This window comes from Streptomyces sp. MMS24-W38 (genome assembly GCF_059889265.1).
Genome location: NZ_JCBCPP010000001.1, coordinates 6,374,965 through 6,395,124 on the forward strand (window position 1 = coordinate 6,374,965; position 20,160 = coordinate 6,395,124).

Consider the following 20,160-nt stretch of genomic DNA (forward strand, 5'->3'; position numbering starts at 1 on the left):
GGACCGGACGACCATGACGTCTTCGAAGCGAAACCGCGCCGAGGCCCTGCCCCAGGACCTCCAGGAAGTGCTCCGCCGCCGGCTCGCCGGACGGGCCGCCGAAACCCCCGGCGCCGCCCGGCAGACCATCGGGCGGGCGGACCGCAGCCGGCCGCTGCCCCTGTCCTTCGCCCAGCAGCGCCTGTGGTTCCTGGACCGGCTGCGCCCCGGCGACCCGCGCTACAACAGCGCCGTCGCGCTGCGCCTGACCGGAACCCTCGACCACACCGCCCTGTCCGGCGCGCTGGAGCACGCGGTGGGGCGGCACGAGGCGCTGCGCACCACGTTCCAGGAGACCGACGGCACACCCGCGCAGACCGTGCACCCCGCCGGGCCGCTCCCGCTGCCCGTCCGGGACCTGACGGCTTCCGGCGACGGGCCGGCGGACCTGGACGCGCTGCTGCAGGCCGAGTACGAGCGCCCCTTCGACCTGCGGACCGGGCCGCTGCTGCGCGCCCTGCTGCTGCGGGAGTCGCGCGACGCGCACGTCCTGCTGCTGACGGCCCATCACATCGTCACCGACGGCTGGTCGATGGGCGTGCTGCTGGAGGAGCTGTGCGCCGCCTACGACGCCCTCGCCCGGGGCGTACGGCCCGCGCTGCCGCCGGTGGCCACGCAGTACCCGGACTTCGCCGTCTGGCAGCGCGAGCAGCTGTCCGGGGTCCGGCTGGAGCGTCAACTGGCTTATTGGAAGGAGCAGTTGTCCGGTACGGTGGCGCCCGAGCTGCTGCTGGACCGGCCGCGCCGCGGCGAGGAGTCCGGCGCGGGCGCGGTGCACACCTTCACCGTGCCCGCGGCCACCGCGGCCCGGCTGAAGCACCTCGCGGCCGAGCAGCACACCACGCTGTTCACCGCCCTGGTCGCCGCCTGCCAGGCCCTGCTGGCCCGCTGGTCCGGGCAGGACGACATCACCGTCGGCTCGCTGACCCCCGGACGCGGGCGCACCGACCTGGAACGGTCCGTCGGGTTCTTCGTCAACACCGTCGTGCTGCGCACCCGCGTCGAGACCGGCGGCTCCTTCCGCGATCTGCTCGCCGCTGCCGCGGACACCGTCAACGGTGCCTTCGCGCACGGCGACACGCCGTTCGAGCGGCTGGTGGAGGCCGTCGGCGCGACCCGGGAGGCGGGCCGCAACCCCCTGTTCGACGTGATGGTCCTGCTGCACCCCGCGCCGCCCGCCGCACCCGACCCGCACGGCCTGGCCACCGCCCCGGTCGCCGTGCCCCGGCGGGCCGCCACGTTCGACCTGAGCGTGGAGTTCGTCCCGGACGGGGACGGGCTGACCGGCCTGCTGGAGTACCGCACCGACCTGTTCGACGCGGCCACCGCCGAGCGCATGGCGGACCAGCTGCTGCGCACACTGGACGGCGCCGCCGCCGAACCGGACCGGCCGCTCGGTGCCCTGCCCCTGCTCTCGCCCCGGCAGACGCGGCAGGTGACGCGGGACTGGAACGCGACCGCGCGGCCCGTGCCCGAGGAGACCGTGCCCGAGCTGTTCGCGCGGCAGGCCGCCCGCACCCCGCACGCCACCGCCCTGGTCGCGGGGGACGTACGCCTGGACTACGCGACGCTCGACGCGCGAGCCGACCGTCTGGCCCGTCACCTGATCGCGCGTGGCGCGGGCCCCGAGCGGCTGGTCGCCCTCAGACTGCCGCGCACCGCCGACATGATCGTGGCCGTCCTCGCCGTCTGGAAGGCCGGCGCCGGCTATCTGCCCCTGGATCCCGCGCTGCCGAAGGACCGGGTGCGGTTCCTGCTGGACGACGCGCGGCCGGCGCTCGTCCTGGACGAGGCCGCGCTGCGGGAAGTCCCCGACACGGCCCCTGACACGGCTGCCGACCGGCTCGCCCCACCGCACCCCGACACCAGTGCCTACGTCATCCACACCTCCGGTTCCACCGGCCGCCCCAAGGGCGTGGCCGTGGCGCACCGGTCTCTGGCGAACCTCCTGGCGGGCCATCGCGAGGGCTTCGTCGCCGAGGCGGGCGGCGGGCCGCTGCGGGTGGCGCTGACGGCGTCGTTCTCCTTCGACACCTCACTGGAGGGCGTGCTGCTGATGGCCGACGGCCACCCGCTGCACCTGGTCGACGAGACGACCCGGCTGGACGCCGCCGCGCTGGTCGAGTACGTCGTCGAGCACCGCATCGACTTCCTCGACCTGACCCCCACCCACCTGCGTCAACTGCTGCCCGCCGGACTGCTCACCGACCCGCGCCACCACCCCCGGGTGCTGATGCTCGGCGGCGAGGCCGTCGGGCCCCGCCTGTGGCGGGAGCTGGCCGAGCTGCGGGACGTGGCCGCGTACAACTTCTACGGGCCGACCGAGTGCACGGTCGACGCCCTGGCCTGCCGCATCGAGGGCGACGGCCGTCCGACCGTCGGCAGGCCACTCGCCAATGTGCGCGCCTACGTCCTCGACGACCGGCTGCGGCCCGTGCCGCCCGGAGTCGGCGGCGAGCTGTATCTGGCCGGCGTGCAACTGGCGCGCGGCTACGCGGGCCGGCCGGGGCTCACCGCCGCACGGTTCCTGCCCGACCCGTTCGGACCGCCCGGCGCCCGCATGTACCGCACCGGTGACCTGGCCCGCTGGACCGCCGACGGACGCCTGGACCACCTGGGGCGGGCCGACGACCAGGTCAAGGTGCGCGGCCACCGCATCGAGCCCGGCGAGGTCGAGGCCGCGCTGACGGACCGGCCCGAGGTCGCCGCCGCCGCGGTCGTCGCCGTCACCGACCCGCACGGCCACACCCGGCTCGCCGCCTACCTCGTACCCGCGGGCCGCGACGCGCGGCTCACCGTGGCCGACGTGCGGGCGGCCTGCCGGCGCGTGCTGCCCGACCACATGGTGCCGTCCTCCTTCACCGTGCTCGACGCCCTGCCGATGACCGTCAGCGGCAAGGTCGACCGGCGTGCCCTGCCCGCCCCCGACCTCGACGGCGGCGAACGCGACAAGGAGTTCGTCGCCCCGCGCACTCCCGAGGAGGAGACCCTCGCCCGCATCTGGGCCGAGGTGCTGGGCGCACGCCGGGTCGGCGTGACGGACAACTTCTTCGAGCTGGGCGGCGACTCCATCCTCAGCATCCAGGCCGTCTCCCGCGCCCGCGCGGCGGGCCTGCACCTGACCTCGCGGGACGTCTTCCGCCACCAGACCGTCGCCGACCTCGCCGCCGCCGCGTCCCCGCGCACCGCCGACGTGCCCGCGCCCCGGCGGCCGCGCGAGGAGGGCCCGGCGCCGCTGACGCCGGTCCAGGAGTGGTTCTTCGCCACGCACGGCCCGCTGCGGCACTTCAGCATGTCGATGCTGCTGGACCTGCCGCACGACCTGGACGAGCGGTCCCTGGAGCGCGCCCTGGAGGCACTGGTCGCCCACCACCCCGCGCTGCGCACCCGCTTCGCCCGCTCGGGGGACACCTGGCGCCAGCACCCCGGCGACGGTCCGGCCACCGGCCTGCTCACCCGCCACGACCTCTCCCGCGCCGCCGACGCGACGGCCGCCCGCGAGGAGGCCGCCGAGGCCGCCCGCGCCGCCCTCGACCCGGAAACCGGCACCCTGCTGCGCGCCGCCCTGCTGTCCTGTCCCGGCGGGCGTCCCCAACTGTTCCTCACCGTTCACCACTTGGCGGTGGACAGCGTCTCCTGGCGCATCCTCCTCGCCGACCTCGCACAGGCCTACCGGCAGGCGGCCCAGGGCGACCCGCCCCAACTGGAGCCCGTCTCCACGCCGTTCGCCGACTGGGCCGCGCACCTGTCCCGCCGGGTACGTGCCGGTGACCTCGACGCCGACCTGCCGCACTGGACGGCCGAGGCCGCCGAACCCCGTACCCCGCTGCCCGTGGACCGCCCCGGCACCCCGCTCGCCGGCTCGGTCCGCACCCTCCGCACCCGTGTGGACCGCGCCACCACCGAGGCCCTCCTGCGCCAGGTGCCCGCCGTCTACCGCACGCAGGTCAACGACGTGCTGCTCAGCGCGCTGAGCCGGGTCCTCGCCGACTGGACGGGCACCGAGCGGGTGACCGTCGCCCTGGAGGGCCACGGCCGCGAGGACGACACGCTGGACCTGTCCCGCACGGTGGGCTGGTTCACCACCCAGTACCCCGTCACCCTGGGGCCCGCCGGACCGTCCGACGCGCCCGACTGGGGCGCGACCCTCAAGACGGTGAAGGAGCGCCTGCGAGCCGTACCCCGGCACGGCCTCGGCTACGAGGCCCTGGCCCGCCTCGGCTCGCCCGACCCGGCCGCCCGCGCACTGCGGGATCTGCCGCTGCCGCAGGTCTGCTTCAACTACCACGGCCAGTGGGAGGCCGGCGACGGGCGGGACTTCGCCCCGGCGGGCGAGGCACCCGGCCGTGACATCGCCGCCGACGAGCCGCCGGCCCACCTGCTGGACATCTCCGCCGTGGTCGCCGGCGGCGAGCTGGAGATCACCTGGCACTACAGCGACCAGGCGCACGACGAGGGCACCGTCCGCACCCTCGCCGACGGCATGACCCGCGCGCTCGCCGCCATCGCCGATCACTGCGCCCGCCCCGACGCGGGCGGCCGCACCCCGTCCGACTTCCCGCTGGCCCGCCTCGACCAGGACCGCCTGGACCGGCTGGTCGGCGACGGGCGGGACGTGGAGGACGTACTGCCGCTGACCCCGCTGCAGGAGGGCATGCTCTTCCACCGGCTGGTCGGCGGCCCCGAGGACGTCTACGTCGACCAGGCGGCGCTCCTGCTGGACGGCGTCGCCGACCCGCACGCCTTCGCCGCGGCCTGGCAGCGCGTCGCCGAGCGGACGCCCGCCCTGCGCACCCGCGTGGTCTGGGAGGACGTCCCGGTGCCCCTCCAGGTCGTCCACCGGGACGTGCGGGTGCCGGTGACCCACCTCGACTGGCGCGGCCTGGGCGAGCCGGAGCGGGCCGAGCGCCTCATCCGGCTGCGGGCGGACGACCTGGCCCGCGGCATCGACCTCGCCGCCGCGCCGCTGATGCGGCTGACCCTGGTCCGGCTGCCCGACGCGCGACTGCGCCTGCTGTGGACCTCCCACCACCTGATCCTGGACGGCTGGAGCCTGGCCCAGGTGCTGACCGAGGTGTGCGAGGAGTACGCGGCACTCACCGTCGGCGCCGAGTCCCGGCCGCCGGTACGGCGTCCCTTCGGCGACTACGTGCGCCGACTCGCCGAGCAGGACCCCGACGCCGCCCGCGCGCACTGGCAGGAGGTCCTCGCCGGCTTCACCACCCCCACCCCGCTGCCCGCCGACCGTCCCCTGCGCGAGGCCCACCTGGCCCGCTCCGCGGACGTGCACACGGCCGGCCTGAACGACGAGGCGTCGGCCCGGCTGGTGCGCACCGCACGCGACGCCGGACTCACCCTCAACACGGTCGTGCAGGGCGCCTGGGCACTGCTGCTGGCCCGGTACGGCGCCGAGGACGACGTGGTGTTCGGCACCACCGTCTCCGGCCGGCCCGACGACCTGCCCGGCGTCGAGTCGATGGTGGGCATGTTCATCAACACCGTGCCCACCCGAATACGCGTCGACGCCGGGCGCAGGGCCGACGCGTGGCTGCGGGAACTGCAGGACGCCCAGGCCGAGTCGAGGCGGTTCGCGGCCGTGTCGCTGGCCGAGCTGACCCAGCTGAGCGACGTGCCGTCCGGCAGCCCGCTCTTCCACAGCATGGTCGCCTTCGAGAACTACCCCTTCGACGAGGCCCGCACGGCCGGCTCCGGGGTGCGCCTGGCCGAGGTGACCTCCCGCGACGCCACCAACTACCCGCTCGTCCTGCGCGCCCACCACGGCGAACGCCTCGGCTTCGACCTCGCCTACGATCCCGCCCTGTTCGACGCGGCGACCGTCCGCTCGCTCGCCGACCGGCTGTGCCTGCTGCTCACGGAGCTGGCCGACGGCCCCGATCGGCCGCTGCGCACCCTGGCCCGGCCGACGGCCGGGGAACGGCGGCGGATGCTCACCGACTGGAACGGCACCGAACGGGGCCGCCCCGCTCAGACCCTGGTGGACCTGTTCGAGGCGCAGGCCGCCCGCACGCCCGGCGCCGTCGCCGTCACCTGCCGAGCCGAGCACCTGGACTACGCGACGCTCGACGCCCGCGCCGGCCGGCTCGCCCACCGGCTCGCCGAACTCGGCGCCGCGCCCGAGCGGTTCGTCGCCCTCGCGCTGCCCCGCTCCTGCGACCAGGTCGTCGCGATCCTCGCCGTGCTGAAGACCGGCGCGGCCTACCTGCCGATCGACCCGGCCTCGCCCGCCGAACGCATCGGCCACCTCCTCGCCGACGCCGCCCCGGTGACGCTGGTGACCACGACCGGCACGGCGGCACGGGCCGACGGCACCGACGTGCCCGTCCTCCTCCTCGACGACCCGGACGTCGAGGCCGACCTCGCCCGCCGCCCGGTCACCGGCCCCGCCCCGGGCCGCCGCCCGCTGCCGGAGAGCCCCGCCTACGCCATCCACACCTCCGGCTCCACCGGCCGCCCCAAGGGCGTGGTGATCCCGCACGCCAACGTGGTGCGGCTGTTCACCCGCACGAGCCACTGGTTCGACTTCGGCGCGGCCGACGTGTGGACGATGTTCCACTCCTACGCGTTCGACTTCTCCGTGTGGGAGCTGTGGGGCCCGCTGCTGCACGGCGGCCGGCTCGTGGTCGTGCCCGACGAGACCGCCCGCTCCCCGGAGGACTTCCTGCGCCTGCTGGCGGACGAGCAGGTCACCGTCCTCAACCAGACGCCGTCCGCGTTCTACCCGCTGATCCGCGCGGACGCCGAACACCCCGAGACCGGCGCCCGCCTCGCGCTGCGCACGGTGATCTTCGGTGGCGAAGCCCTGGACGTCGGCCGGCTCGCCGACTGGTGGACGCGCCACCCGGCCTCCTCCCCGCGGCTGGTCAACATGTACGGCATCACCGAGACCACCGTGCACGTTACCCACGCCCCGCTCGCCCCCGCCACCGACGCGGACGGCCCCGCCGGCCCCATCGGCACGGCCATCGAGGACCTGCGGGTGTACGTGCTCGACGCGGACCTGGCGCCCGTGCCGCCCGGCGCCATCGGCGAACTCCACGTGGCGGGCGAGGGCCTGGCCCGCGGCTACCTGGGCCGCCCCGGCCTCACCGCCGCCCGCTTCCTGGCCGACCCCTTCGGGCAGGCCGGCAGCCGCATGTACCGCACGGGCGACCGGGCGAAGTGGCGGGCCGACGGCACCCTGGAGTACCTGGGCCGCGCGGACGCCCAGGTGAAGATCCGCGGCTACCGCATCGAACCCGGCGAGATCGAGGCGGCCCTGCACACCCACCCCGGCGTCGCCGAGGCCGCGGTCGGCGTGTTCGAGGACGCCTCCGGCAGCCGCCGGCTCGTGGCGCACGTCGTCGGCTCCGGCGGCGAGGCCCCCGCGGCGGCCGAGCTGCGCGCCCACCTGGAGCGCCTGCTGCCCGCCCACATGGTGCCCGCCGCCCATGTGCCGATGGACGCGCTGCCGCTCACCGTCAACGGCAAGCTCGACCGGCGCGCGCTGCCCGCGCCGGGACCGGACGGCTACGCCACCGGCACCGACCGGACACCGCCGCGCACGCCCGCCGAACGGCTGGTCGCCGCCGCCTGGGCGGACGTGCTGGGAGTCGAGGAGGTGAACGCCGGCGACGACTTCTTCGCGCTCGGCGGCGACTCCATCCTCGCCGTCCGCGTCACCGCCCGGCTGCGCGCCGCGTTCGGTCCCGAGGTCTCCCCGAGGCTGCTGTTCACCCGTCCCACGGTGGCCGCCCTGGCCGCCGAGCTCGGCGAACCGGCCGACGACGCGTCGGCCCCGCAGGCCGACGCGATACCGGCGACCGCCCCGCAGACCCCGGCGCCGCTGTCGTACGCCCAGCAACGCCTGTGGTTCCTCGACCGGTTCGAGCCCGGCAGCACCGAGTACACGACGCTGTCCGTGCTCCGCCTGCGCGGACCGCTCGACGCAAGCGCCCTGCGCACCGCGCTGGACGGCATGGTCGCCCGGCACGAGGCGCTGCGCACCACGTTCACCGAACAGGACGGACAGGCACGGCAGTCGGTGAACCCGTCGTACCGGGTCGACCTGCCCGTGGACGACCTCACCACGGCCCCGGACGCGCGGGCGGCGCTGGACGCGCTGCTGGAGCGCGAGGCCGCCACACCCTTCGACCTGGCGGCCGGGCCGCTGCTGCGCGCCCGGCTGGCCCGCCTGGCCGCCGGCGAGCACGGCGAGCACGTTCTCGTACTCGCCGTCCACCACATCGTCACCGACGGCTGGTCGCTCGGGGTCCTCGGCCGGGACCTGGGCGAGCTGTACGCGGCGGCACACGAGGACCGCCGCCCCCGGCTGCCCGCGCTGCCCGTCCGGTACGCCGACCACGCCGCCTGGCAGCGCGCCCGCGCCGACCGCGTCGAGCACCAACTCGCCCACTGGCGCGAGACGCTGGACGCGGTGCCCCCGCTGGAGCTGCCGACCGACCGGCCGCGTCCCGCCGTACGGACCCGGGACGGCGCGCTGGTGACCTTCACCCTGCCCGCCGAGCTGACCGACCGGCTGCGCGAGCGGGGCCGGGAGGCCGACGCCACCCTGTACATGACGCTGCTGACCGCCTGCACGGCCCTGCTGTCCCGCTGGGCCGACCAGGACGACTTCGCCGTCGGCACCGTCGCCGCGGGCCGTGAGCGCCCCGAGCTGCACGACGTGGTCGGCATGTTCGTGAACACGCTGGTGCTGCGCAACCGGGTGCGCCCCGGCACGTCGTTCCGCGCGCTGCTGAAGCAGGTGCGCGGCACCGTCCTGGAGGCGTTCGCCCACCAGGACGTGCCCTTCGAGCGGCTGGTGGACGCCCTCCAGCCCGAGCGGGACACCAGTCGCACCCCCCTGTTCCAGGTCATGGTCGCCCTGCACAACCTGGGCGCCGAGGCTCCCGCGCTCCTGGACCTGGACGTCGAGCCGGTCATGCCGCCGGTCCGGCACGCCACGTTCGACCTGGCCTTCGACTTCGTGGAGGGCGACGGCGGCGTCACCGGCCACCTGGAGTACGACACCGGCCTGTTCGACGAGGACACCGTCCGGCGCCTGGCCGCCCGTCTGCGGCTGCTGCTGGAGGCCGCGGCGCAGGACCCCGACCGGGACGTGCGGACGCTGGAGCTGATGACCGCGGTCGAGCGGCGCCGGGTGCTCCAGGACTGGCAGGGGCCGCGGCGCGCGGTTCCCGAAACCACTTTCCCCGCCCTGTTCGAGGCGCAGGCCGCCCGCACCCCGCACGTCACCGCCCTGGTGGCACGGGACGCCACGCTCGACTTCGCCGCCCTCAACGAGCGCGCCAACCGGCTCGCCCACCACCTCGTGGCCCAGGGCGTCGCCCCCGAGCGGGTGGTCGCCGTACGGCTGCCGCGCACCTCCGACCTGCTGGTGGCGGTGCTCGCCGTCGTCAAGGCGGGCGGCGTCCTCCTCTGCCTCGACCCCGACCTGCCCGAGGAACGCGTCGCCCGCCTCCTCGCGGACGCGGCCCCGCACACCGTGCTGACCGCCGGCACACTGCGCGAGGTGCCGTGGGACCGGCTGCCCGCCCACGACCCCACCGACCGCGACCGCCCGGCCCCGCTGCGCCCGGACCACGCCGCCTACATCGTCTACACCTCCGGCTCCACCGGCCGCCCCAAGGGCGTCGTCGTCGAACACCGCCACCTGGTCAACCTCTGCCACGACCACCGCGAAGGGCTCGTCGCACCGCACACCGCGGACGGGCGCCGGCTGCGCGCCGCGCTGAGTGCCTCGTTCTCCTTCGACACCTCCTGGGAGGGGCCGCTGCTGCTCGCCCTCGGGCAGGAGGTCCACCTCGTCGACGAGGACGTGCGCCTGGACCCGGACGCGTTCTGCGCCCAAGTCACCGAACGCCGCCTGGACCTGGTGAACGTCACCCCGTCCTTCCTGCGCGAACTCACCGCCGCCGGACTCCTCGCACCCGGCCGCCACCACCCGCGCGTCCTGCTGGTCGGCGGTGAGGCGACGGGCCCCGACACCTGGCGGGAGCTGTGCGCCGCCGCCGGCCTCGGCGTCACCGCGTACAACATGTACGGACCCACCGAGTGCACCGTCGACGCCACGTACGGGCGCTGCGCCGAGCACCCGGACCGACCGGTCATCGGGCGCCCCGGCCACAACCTGCGCGCCTACGTCCTCGACGGCGCCCTGCGCCCGGTGCCGCCCGGCGTGCCCGGCGAGCTGTACCTCGCCGGCGCCCAGGTGGCCCGCGGCTACCTGGGCCGCCCCGGCCTGACCGCGTCGCGTTTCCTCGCCGACCCGTTCGGCGCGCCCGGGGAGCGGATGTACCGCACCGGCGACCGCGCCCGCTGGGTAGTGCCTCGGCAGGCGACGTCCGCCCCGTCGCGACGCCCGGCACGCGCCCCCGAGCTCTCGGCTTTGCCCGAGCAGGGAGGTACCCCCTTCGCCGCACCGGCCGAAAGCCCGAGTACATCCAGTACGAGGACTTCCGGCCGGCACACCGAGAGCACGCACCGGACGCCGCTCCTTGACGGGCTAACGCCGCCTGCCGAGGCACCAGGGCTGCTGGAGTTCCTGGGCCGCGCCGACGAGCAGATCAAGATCCGCGGGTTCCGCATCGAACCCGGCGAGGTCGAGGCCGCGCTGCTCGCCCACCCGGACGTGTCCGAGGCCGTCGTGACGGCACGCGAGCACGCGGGCCGGCTCATGCTCGTGGCCCACCTGGTGCCCGCCCAGGACGCCGTCCCGACCGCCGACGAACTGCGCCTCGCGCTCCGGCGCACCCTGCCGGACCACATGGTGCCGACGGCGTTCGTCCCGCTGGCGCGGATACCGCGCACCAGCAGCGGCAAGACCGACCGGCGCGCCCTGCCCGCCCCGCCCGCGCAACCGGACCCCGCCACGACGTACGTGGCACCGCTCCCCGGCAACGAGGAGACGCTGGCCAAGATCTGGGCGGACGTCCTGCGGCTGGAACGGGTGGGCGCGCGGGACAACTTCTTCGCGCTCGGCGGCGACTCCATCCTCAGCATCCAGATCGTCTCCCGGGCCCGCCGGGCCGGACTGGCGCTGACCACCAAGGACGTCTTCCGTCACCAGACCGTCGCCGAACTCGCCCTCCGCGTCACCGGGGCGGTCCCCGCGACGGCGGACGCGGCCTGGCCCGCCGAGGCACCGCTCACGCCCATCCAGCGCTGGTACCTCGACGGCCGCCGCCCCGACGACCCGCTGCGCTTCACCATGTCGCAGCACCTCGAACTGGCCCCCGGAACCGATCGGTCCGCCCTGCGCCCCGCCGTTGACGTCCTCGTCCGCCACCATCCGGCCCTGCGCGCCCGCTTCCGCCGCACCGAGGACGGCCGGCGCCAGGAAGTCCTGCCGGACGTCCCGGACGGCATCCTCACCCACCACGACGTGACCGGCCTGGACGGCCCCGCGCTGGAGGCCGAGGTGCGGCGCGCGGCGGACGCGGCCCGGGCGTCCCTCGACCCGGCCGAGGGCCGGGTGGTGCGCGTCCTGCTCTTCGACCGCGGCCCGGACCTGCCCGCGCGCCTTCTGCTCACCGTCCACCACCTGGTCGTCGACGGCGTCTCCTGGCGGATCCTGCTGGCCGACCTGGAGACAGCCCACCGCTCGGCCGCGGACGGACGGCCCGTCGACCTGCCCCCGGCCACCACCGCGTACGGGCACTGGGCGGTCCGGCTCCAGGCGCACACCCGTTCCGGCGCCCTGGACGGCGACCTCGCCCACTGGGAGCGCACCGCAGCGACCCCCGCCGGCCTGCCCGCGGGCAGGCCCGGCCCCAACACCCACGGCACCGCCGCCACGGTCACCGTACTGCTGGAGCCGGAGACGACCGAGGCCCTGCTGCGCCGGGTCCCGGAGGTCTACCGCACCCAGGTCAACGACGTCCTGCTCAGTGCCCTCGGCCGCACCCTGGCCCGCTGGTGCGGGCGCGACACCGTACTGGTCGGCGTGGAGGGCCACGGCCGCGAGGACCTCTTCGACGACGTGGACCTCTCCAGGACGGTCGGCTGGTTCACCGCCGAGTTCCCCCTCGCGCTGAGGGTCGCCCCCGACGCCGGCTGGCACGACACCCTGCGCTCGGTGAAGGAGCAACTGCGCGCGGTGCCCCTGCACGGTCTGAGCCACGGCGCGCTGCGCTACCTGCTGCCCGACAGCCCACTGGCCGCCGCCCCGATGCCCCAGGTCGGCTTCAACTACCACGGCCAGTGGGACGCCGACGGCGACCGGAGCGGCCTCTACGGCACCGTCCTGCCCCCGGCCGGCTCCGACACCGACCCCGACGCACCCCGCCCCTACCTGCTGGACATCACGGGCGTGGTCCAAGGCGGCAGGCTCGAGCTCGGCTGGACCTATCCACCGGCCGTCTACGACGAGTCCACCGTCCGCGGGCTCGCCGACGGGATGTGCGCGGCGCTGCGCGACATCGCGGCCCACTGCACGCACCCGGACGCGGGCGGCCGCACCCCGTCGGACTTCCCGCTCGCCGGGCTCGGCCAGAGCGAGCTGGACCGCCTGGTGGGCGACGGCCGGCACGTGGCGGACGTCCTGCCGCTGACGCCCCTGCAGAGCGGGATGCTCTTCCACGGCCTGGTGGACACGGCGGGCGCCTACTTCGACCGGACGGCCGTACGGCTGTCCGGGGTGGCCGACCCGCGGGCCTTCGCCGTCGCGTGGCAGCAGGTCGCCGACCGCACCGAGGCCCTGCGCACCAGCGTCCACTGGCAGGGCCTGCCACACCCGGTCCAGGTCGTCCACCACCACGTGGAGTTGCCCGTCACCCACCTGGACTGGCGGCACCTGACGCCCGGGCAACGAGAGGGGGAGACCGAGGAACTGCTGGTCGCCGACCGCACGGCGGGCATGGACCTCACCACCGCACCCCTCACCCGCATCACCCTGGCCGCGTTGCCCGGCGACGAGATCTGGCTGCTGTGGTCCTCCCACCACCTGATCCTGGACGGCTGGAGCGCCGGGCAGCTGCTCACCGAGGTGTGCGAGCGCTACGCAGCGCTCACCGGCGGCCGCGAAGCCCCCGCGCCGATGAGGCGCCCGTTCTCCGACTTCCTGCGCTGGCTGCGGGACCAGCACGCCTCGGCCGAGGAGGCGGCCGAGACGTACTGGGCCGGCACCCTCGCCGGCTTCCCGGCCCGCACCCCGCTGCCGTACGACCGCACACCGGCCGAGGCACACCGCGCCCGCGCCGCCGCCACGGTGCACCGGCAGCTGGACGAGCGGGTCTCGACGCGGCTGCGGGAGACGGCGGCACGGGCCGGGCTGACGGTGAACACCGTGATCGAGGGCGCCTGGGCGCTGCTGCTGGCCCGCCACGGCGGACGCGACGACGTCGTGTTCGGCACGACCGTCTCCGGGCGTCCGGCCGAACTGCCGGGTGTGGAGGCGATGATCGGCATGTTCATCAACACCGTGCCCACCCGGATCCGCGTCACGGGCGGGGGAGCGGCGTCCTGGCTGCGGGGCGTGCAGGAGCGGCAGAGCGACGCCCGGCGCTTCGACTTCCTCGCGCTGCCCCGCATCCAGGCGCTGAGCGAGGTCCCGGCGGGCGAGGCGCTGTTCGACAGCATGGTGGTGTTCGAGAACTACCCCGTCGACGAGTCCGCCACGGCCCGGACGGGCGTGCACGTCGAGGAGGTGCGGGCCGAGGACGCGCCGACCTTCCCGCTGTGCCTGCGCGCCCACCTCGGCGACCGGCTCGGCATCGACCTCGCCTACGACGCCGGCCTGTTCGACGCGCACACGGCCGAACGCCTCGCGGCCGGGCTCGTGGTCGTCCTGACCGCGCTCGCCGACGGCATCGAGGCCGACGCGGAGGTGACCGGTCTCGAGCTGCTGACCGAGGACGACCGCGCCCTGCTGGAGCGGTGGAACGCCACCGCCCGGCGGACGGCGCCGCGCAGCCCCGTCGAGCTGTTCGCCGAGCAGGCCCGCCGCACCCCCGACGCGCCCGCCCTGCGCGACGGCGACACGGAGTTGACGTACCGCAGCCTCGACGACTGGTCCGACGCCGTGGCGTCCCGGCTCCTCGCCGGCGGCCTGCGGGCGGAGGGCCGGGTGGCGCTGCTGATGGACCGCTGCGCCGAGCTCGTCGTCGCCCAGCTCGCCGTCCTCAAGGCGGGCGGCGCCTACGTACCGGTGGACGCCCGTGCCCCCGGGGAGCGGCGCCGCACGCTGATCGAGCGGGCGGGCGCGACGGCCGAGCTGACCGCCGCGGACGTCGTCGCCGCACGCACCCCCGTGCCGGGCGCACCCGCGGCCGTTCCCGCGGACGCCGACCGGCTGGCGTACGTGATGTTCACCTCCGGGTCGACCGGCGAGCCCAAGGCGGTCGCGGTGCGGCACCGCGACGTGGCCGCCCTCGCCACCGACAGCCGCTTCGCCGGAGGGGTGTGCGACCGGGTGCTGCTGCACTCCCCGGTGGCCTTCGACGCCGCCACCTTCGAGGTGTGGGCGCCCCTGCTCACCGGCGGTTGCGTGGTCGTGGCACCGCCTCGGCCCATGGACGCGGCACTGCTGCGGCACCTGGTCCGCGACGGCGGCCTGAGCGCGCTGTGGCTGACCGCCGGCCTCTTCCGGCTGCTGGCGCAGGACGCGCCGGGCTGCTTCGCCGGCCTGCGCCAGGTGTGGACCGGCGGCGACGTGGTGCCCGCCGCGGCCGTACGCCGCGTGCTGTCCGCCTGCCCCGGCCTGACCGTCGTGGACGGCTACGGCCCCACCGAGACGACGACGTTCGCGACGTCCTTCGCGCTCACCGACGCGACGGCCGTCCCCCACGCCGTGCCCATCGGCCACCCGCTCGACGACATGCGGGTCCACGTCCTCGACGGCCGTCTGCGACCCGTACTGCCGGGCTGCGCCGGCGAGCTGTACCTCGCCGGCGAGGGCGTGGCCCGCGGCTACCTGGGCCGTCCCGGCGACACCGCCGCCCGCTTCCTCGCCGACCCGGCCGGCCCGCCCGGCACGCGCATGTACCGCACCGGCGACCTGGCCCGCCGCCGCCCCGACGGCACGGTCGAGTTCCTGGGCCGCGCCGACGACCAGGTGAAGATCCGCGGCTTCCGCGTCGAACCCGGCGAGGTGGAGGCGGCCCTCGCGGCGCATCCCGGCGTCGCGGACGTGGCGGTCGTGGCCCACGAGGACCGGCCCGGCAGCCGGCGCCTGGTGGCCTACGTGGTCGGCCCCGAAGACCTCACGGCCGTGCGGGAGTCCGCCCGGCGCTCGCTCCCCGACTACCTCGTCCCCTCGGTGTTCGTCGCCCTGCCCGCGCTGCCGCTCAGCGGCAACGGCAAGGTCGACCGGGCCGCGCTTCCGGCGCCGGAAAGCGTCGGCGGAGACCGGCGGGGCGCGCCGACCGTACCCCGCACCGACGCCGAGCGGCGCACCGCCGACGTCTTCGCGGAGGTCCTCTCCGTGCAACAACCCGGCGTGGAGGACGACTTCTTCCAGCTGGGCGGCGACTCCATCCTCAGCATCCGGCTGGCCGCCCGCCTGTCCGAGGCGTTCGGCACCGACCTGTCACCGCGCGCGGTGTTCACGCACCCCACCCCCGCCGCCCTCGCCGCCCTGCTCACCGCGGAGCCGTCCGGCGACGCCGCGCCCACCGCGATCGTCCCGGTCCCCCGTGACACGCCCGCCCCGATGTCGTACGCCCAGCAACGCCTGTGGTTCCTGGAGGAGTTCGCGCCGGGCAGCGGCGAGTACGTCACCGCGCTGGCCCTGCGCCTGCGCGGCAGGCTCGAGGTGCCCGCTCTCACCGCGGCCCTGCGCGCCCTGGTGGAGCGGCACGAGGCGCTGCGCACCACCTTCGACACGGTGGACGGCCACGGCGTGCAGATCGTCCACCCGGCGCCGGACGTGCCGCTGCCGCTGCACGACCTGTCGGGAACGGCCGGGAACGGCCGGGTGGCCCGGCTGGAGGAGCTGCTGGAGGCCGAGCGTGCCCGCACGTTCGACCTGCGGCGCGGCCCGCTGCTGCACGCGGGGCTGATCAGGCTCTCGGACGACGAGCACGTCCTGACGCTGACCCTGCACCACATCGTCACCGACGGCTGGTCCACCGCAGTGCTCACCGGCGACCTCGCCCACTTCTACCGGGCCGAACTGGGCGCGGCCGCCAAGCCGCTGCCGCAGCTGCCGGTGAGTTACGCCGACTACGCCCACTGGCAGCGCCGCAGCGGCACGGACGAACACCTCGCGTACTGGAAGGAGCACCTGGCCGGTCTGGAAACGCTGGACCTGCCCACCGACCGGCCGCGCCCGGCGGTGCGCACCCACGACGGCGCCACCGCGCGCCTCGTCCTGCCACGCGGTGTGACCCGCCGCCTCGTCCAGGTGGGCCGGGACCGGCAGGCCACCCTGTTCGCCACGCTGGTCGCCGCCGCGCAGACCTATCTGGCCCGCCTGACCGGCGGCCGGGACATCACCGTCGGCACGGTCACCTCGGGCCGCGACCGGGCCGAGACCCAGAACCTCGTCGGGTTCTTCGTCAACACCCTCGTCCTGCGCTCGCGCGTCGAACCCGACCGTCCCTTCCCTGAGTTCCTCACCGAGGTACGCGGGACCGTACTGGACGCCTTCGCCCATCAGGAGGCGCCGTTCGAGCGGGTGGTGGACGAGGTGCAGCCGGTCCGCGACACCAGCCGCACCCCCCTGTTCCAGGTCATGGTGGTGCTGCAGAACGCCCCGGCCGCCGACCTCGACCTGCCCGGCATCGAGGTCACCGGGGGCGACACGGACCTGCGGCACGCGGCGTTCGACCTCACCCTGGAGTTCGCCGAGACCCCCGCCGGAGAACTGCACGGCCTGCTCACCTACAACACCGACCTGTTCGACGCGGCCACCGCCGAGCGGATGGCCGACCAGCTCGGCACGCTCCTGACCGCCGTCGCCGACGACCCCGACCGGCCCCTGGGCGCCCTGCCCCTCGCCACCGGCGAGACACTCGAGGCCGTCCTCGACCAGGGACGCCCCGCCGCCCGCCCGGTACCGGCGGCGACGCTGCCGGAGCTGTTCGAACAGCAGGCCGCCCGCACGCCCGACGCCGTGGCCCTGACCGACGCCGACGGCCGCGAGCTGACGTACGCGCAGGTCGAGCGCGCCGCCAACCGGCTGGCTCACCGGCTCATCGCCCGGGGTGTGGGGCCCGAACGGGTCGTGGCGCTGGCCCTGCCCCGCAGCACGGAGACGGTGGTGGCCCAGCTCGCCGTGGCCAAGGCCGGCGGTGCCTTCCTGCCCGTCGACCCGGACTACCCCGAGCAGCGGCGGGAGTTCATGCTGCGCGACGCGGACGCCTGGCTCGTCCTGGACGACCCCGCCACCGTACGGGACGCGGACGGGCCGGACACCGCGCCCACGGACGCCGACCGCACGGCCGCGCTGACCGTCGCCCACCCGGCGTACGTGATCTACACGTCCGGTTCCAGCGGCACACCCAAGGGCGTGACGGTGACCCACAGCGGCCTGGCCGCCTTCGCCGCGGCCGCCGCCGACCGCTACGACGCGGGCCCCGGCGACCGGGTCCTGCAGTTCGCCTCGCCCAGCTTCGACGCCTCGGTGCTGGAGCTGTGCGTGTCCCTGCTCGGCGGAGCCACCCTCGTCACCGGGGAGGAAGGCCCACTCGTCGGCGAGCGGCTCGCCCAGGTCCTCGCCGAGCGGCGCGTCAGCCACACGCTGATCCCGCCCGCCGCCCTGGCCACGGTCGCCCCCGAGACCTCCGACGCCCTGCCGCACCTGCGCACCCTCATCGTGGGCGCCGAGGCGTGCCCGGCCCACCTCGTCGAACGGTGGGCCCCCGGCCGACGCATGATCAACTCGTACGGCCCGACCGAGGCCACCGTCGTCGCCACCTGGACCGGCCCCCTCGCCCCGGGCACGGGCGCCCCGCCGATCGGTCGCCCGGCCGGCGCCACCCGCGTCCACGTCCTCGACGCCGCGCTGCGCCCCGTCCCGCCCGGCGTCACCGGCGAACTGTACGTGGCCGGACCCGGACTGGCCCGCGGCTATCTGAACCGGCCCGGCCTGACCGCCTCGCGTTTCGTCGCCGACCCGTTCGGCGCGCCGGGGGAGCGGATGTACCGCACCGGTGACCTGGCCCGCTGGGACGCGTCCGGCGAACTGCGCTTCGCCGGACGCACCGACGACCAGGTGAAGCTGCGCGGCTTCCGCATCGAGCCCGGAGAGATCGAGAGCGCGCTGCGCCGCAGCCCGCGGGTGCGCGAGGCGGTGGTCACCGTACGCGGTGGCGGGACCGACCCGGACGGCCGGTCCGGCGGACGGCTCGTGGCCTACATCGTGCCCGCCGAGGGCACCACGCAGGAGCTGCCGGTGCCGGAGCTGCGCGACCACCTCGCCGGGCTGCTCCCGCCGCACATGGTCCCGTCGGCGTTCGTCCCGCTGGAGCGCCTGCCGCTCACCCCGAACGGCAAGACCGACCGCGGCGCCCTGCCCGAACCCGGACCCACGCACACCGCCGCCGGGCCGCCCACGGCACCGCGCACCGAGACCGAGCGCCGTATCGCCCGCATCTGGGCCGACGTCCTCGGCGTGGCGGACGTCGGCGCGCACGACAACTTCTTCCACCTCGGCGGCGACTCCATCCTCAGCATGCAGGTCGTGTCACGGCTGCGGCGGGACGGACTGCACCTGGCCACCCGCGACCTGTTCACCCACCAGACGGTCGCCGAGCTGGCCACCGTCGTCACCGGCGCGCCCCAGCACTCCGGGGACGGCCCGGTGAGCGGAGACGTGCCGCTCACCCCCATCCAGGAGTGGTTCCTGACCAGCCCGCGCGCCGGCCACAGCCACTTCAACCAGTCGCTGCTGCTGGAGCTCGGCACCGCCCCGGACGCCACCGCCCTGGAAACGGCCCTGAACGCCCTGCTCGACCACCACGACGCCCTGCGCATGCGCTTCACCGAGGACCAGGACGGCTGGCGCCAGTTCAACCCGCCGCCGTCCGACACCGACCGCGACCGGCTCCTGAACCGCCACGACCTGAGCGGGCTGACCTCCGCCGAGGCCGACGCGGCGATGGAGAGGGCCGCCGACGACCTGCACACCGGATTCGACCTGGCGCGCGGCCCGCTGCTGCGGGCGGCCCTGTTCACCGGGGACGCCGGCCGGCCCGCCTTCCTCCTCCTGGTCGCCCATCACCTGGTGGTGGACGCCGTGTCCTGGCGCATCCTGCGCGACGACCTGGAGGCCGCCTACCGGCAGGCCGTCCAGGGCGAGACCGTCGCGCTGGGCGAACGCACCACCTCCTTCCGCGAGTGGGCCCGAAGCCTCGCCGCGCACGTCGCGGACGGCGCCCTCGACGACGAACTGCCCTACTGGGAAAGGGCGGTGAACGCCGAGCCGCTGCCGGCCGAGGCATCGACCGGGCCGGAGACGGGTGTCGTCGACACGCTCACCGTCGAACTGGACGAGGCGGACACCGAGGCACTGCTGCGCGCCGCGCCGACCGCCTACCGAACCCGCGTCAACGACGTGCTGCTCGCCGCCCTCGCCCTGGCCCTGGCCCGCTGGACCGGCCGCGAGGAGGTCCGCCTGGACCTGGAGGGGCACGGCCGTGAGGACGTCCTCGACGACGTGGACCTCTCCCGCACGGTCGGCTGGTTCACCACCGTCCACCCCGTCGCCCTCCAGGTGCCCGAACCCGCAGACCTCGGCCCCGCCCGGGACTGGCGGAGCCTGGTGAAGTCGGTGCGCCGCCAGCTGCGCGCCGTGCCCGGCAACGGTCTGGGCTTCGGTGCGCTGCGCACCTTCGGCCCGCCCGAGGTGCGTCAGCGGCTCGGACGGGCCGCGCACGGACAGGTCGTCTTCAACTACCTGGGCCAGTGGGACGCCCGCCCGGAGCACTCCGGCGACGGCCTGGTGCGCGCCGAGCACGGGTCGTTCGGACGCCACCACGACCCGCGCGACAGCGGCTCCCACCCGCTGGAGGTCGTCGGCGCGGTGCAGGGCGGCCGGCTGTTCTTCACCTGGCACCACCGGCCCGCCCTCCACGCCACGGACACCGTGCGACGTGTCGCGGACGACTTCGCCGAGGCCCTGCGCCACATCGCCCACTACGCCCGGAACAACCGGTGACG

1 protein-coding gene is annotated in these 20,160 nt (G+C 75.7%); it reads left to right on the top strand.

The annotated features are described in order from the left end of the window. The first annotated feature begins 13 nt into the window (after window positions 1-13). Window positions 14-20,158, top strand: a complete 20,145-nt coding sequence (locus AC6F7H_RS27940; protein WP_500759897.1) for a non-ribosomal peptide synthase/polyketide synthase — start codon at window positions 14-16, stop codon at window positions 20,156-20,158. Window positions 20,159-20,160 lie beyond the last annotated feature (2 nt).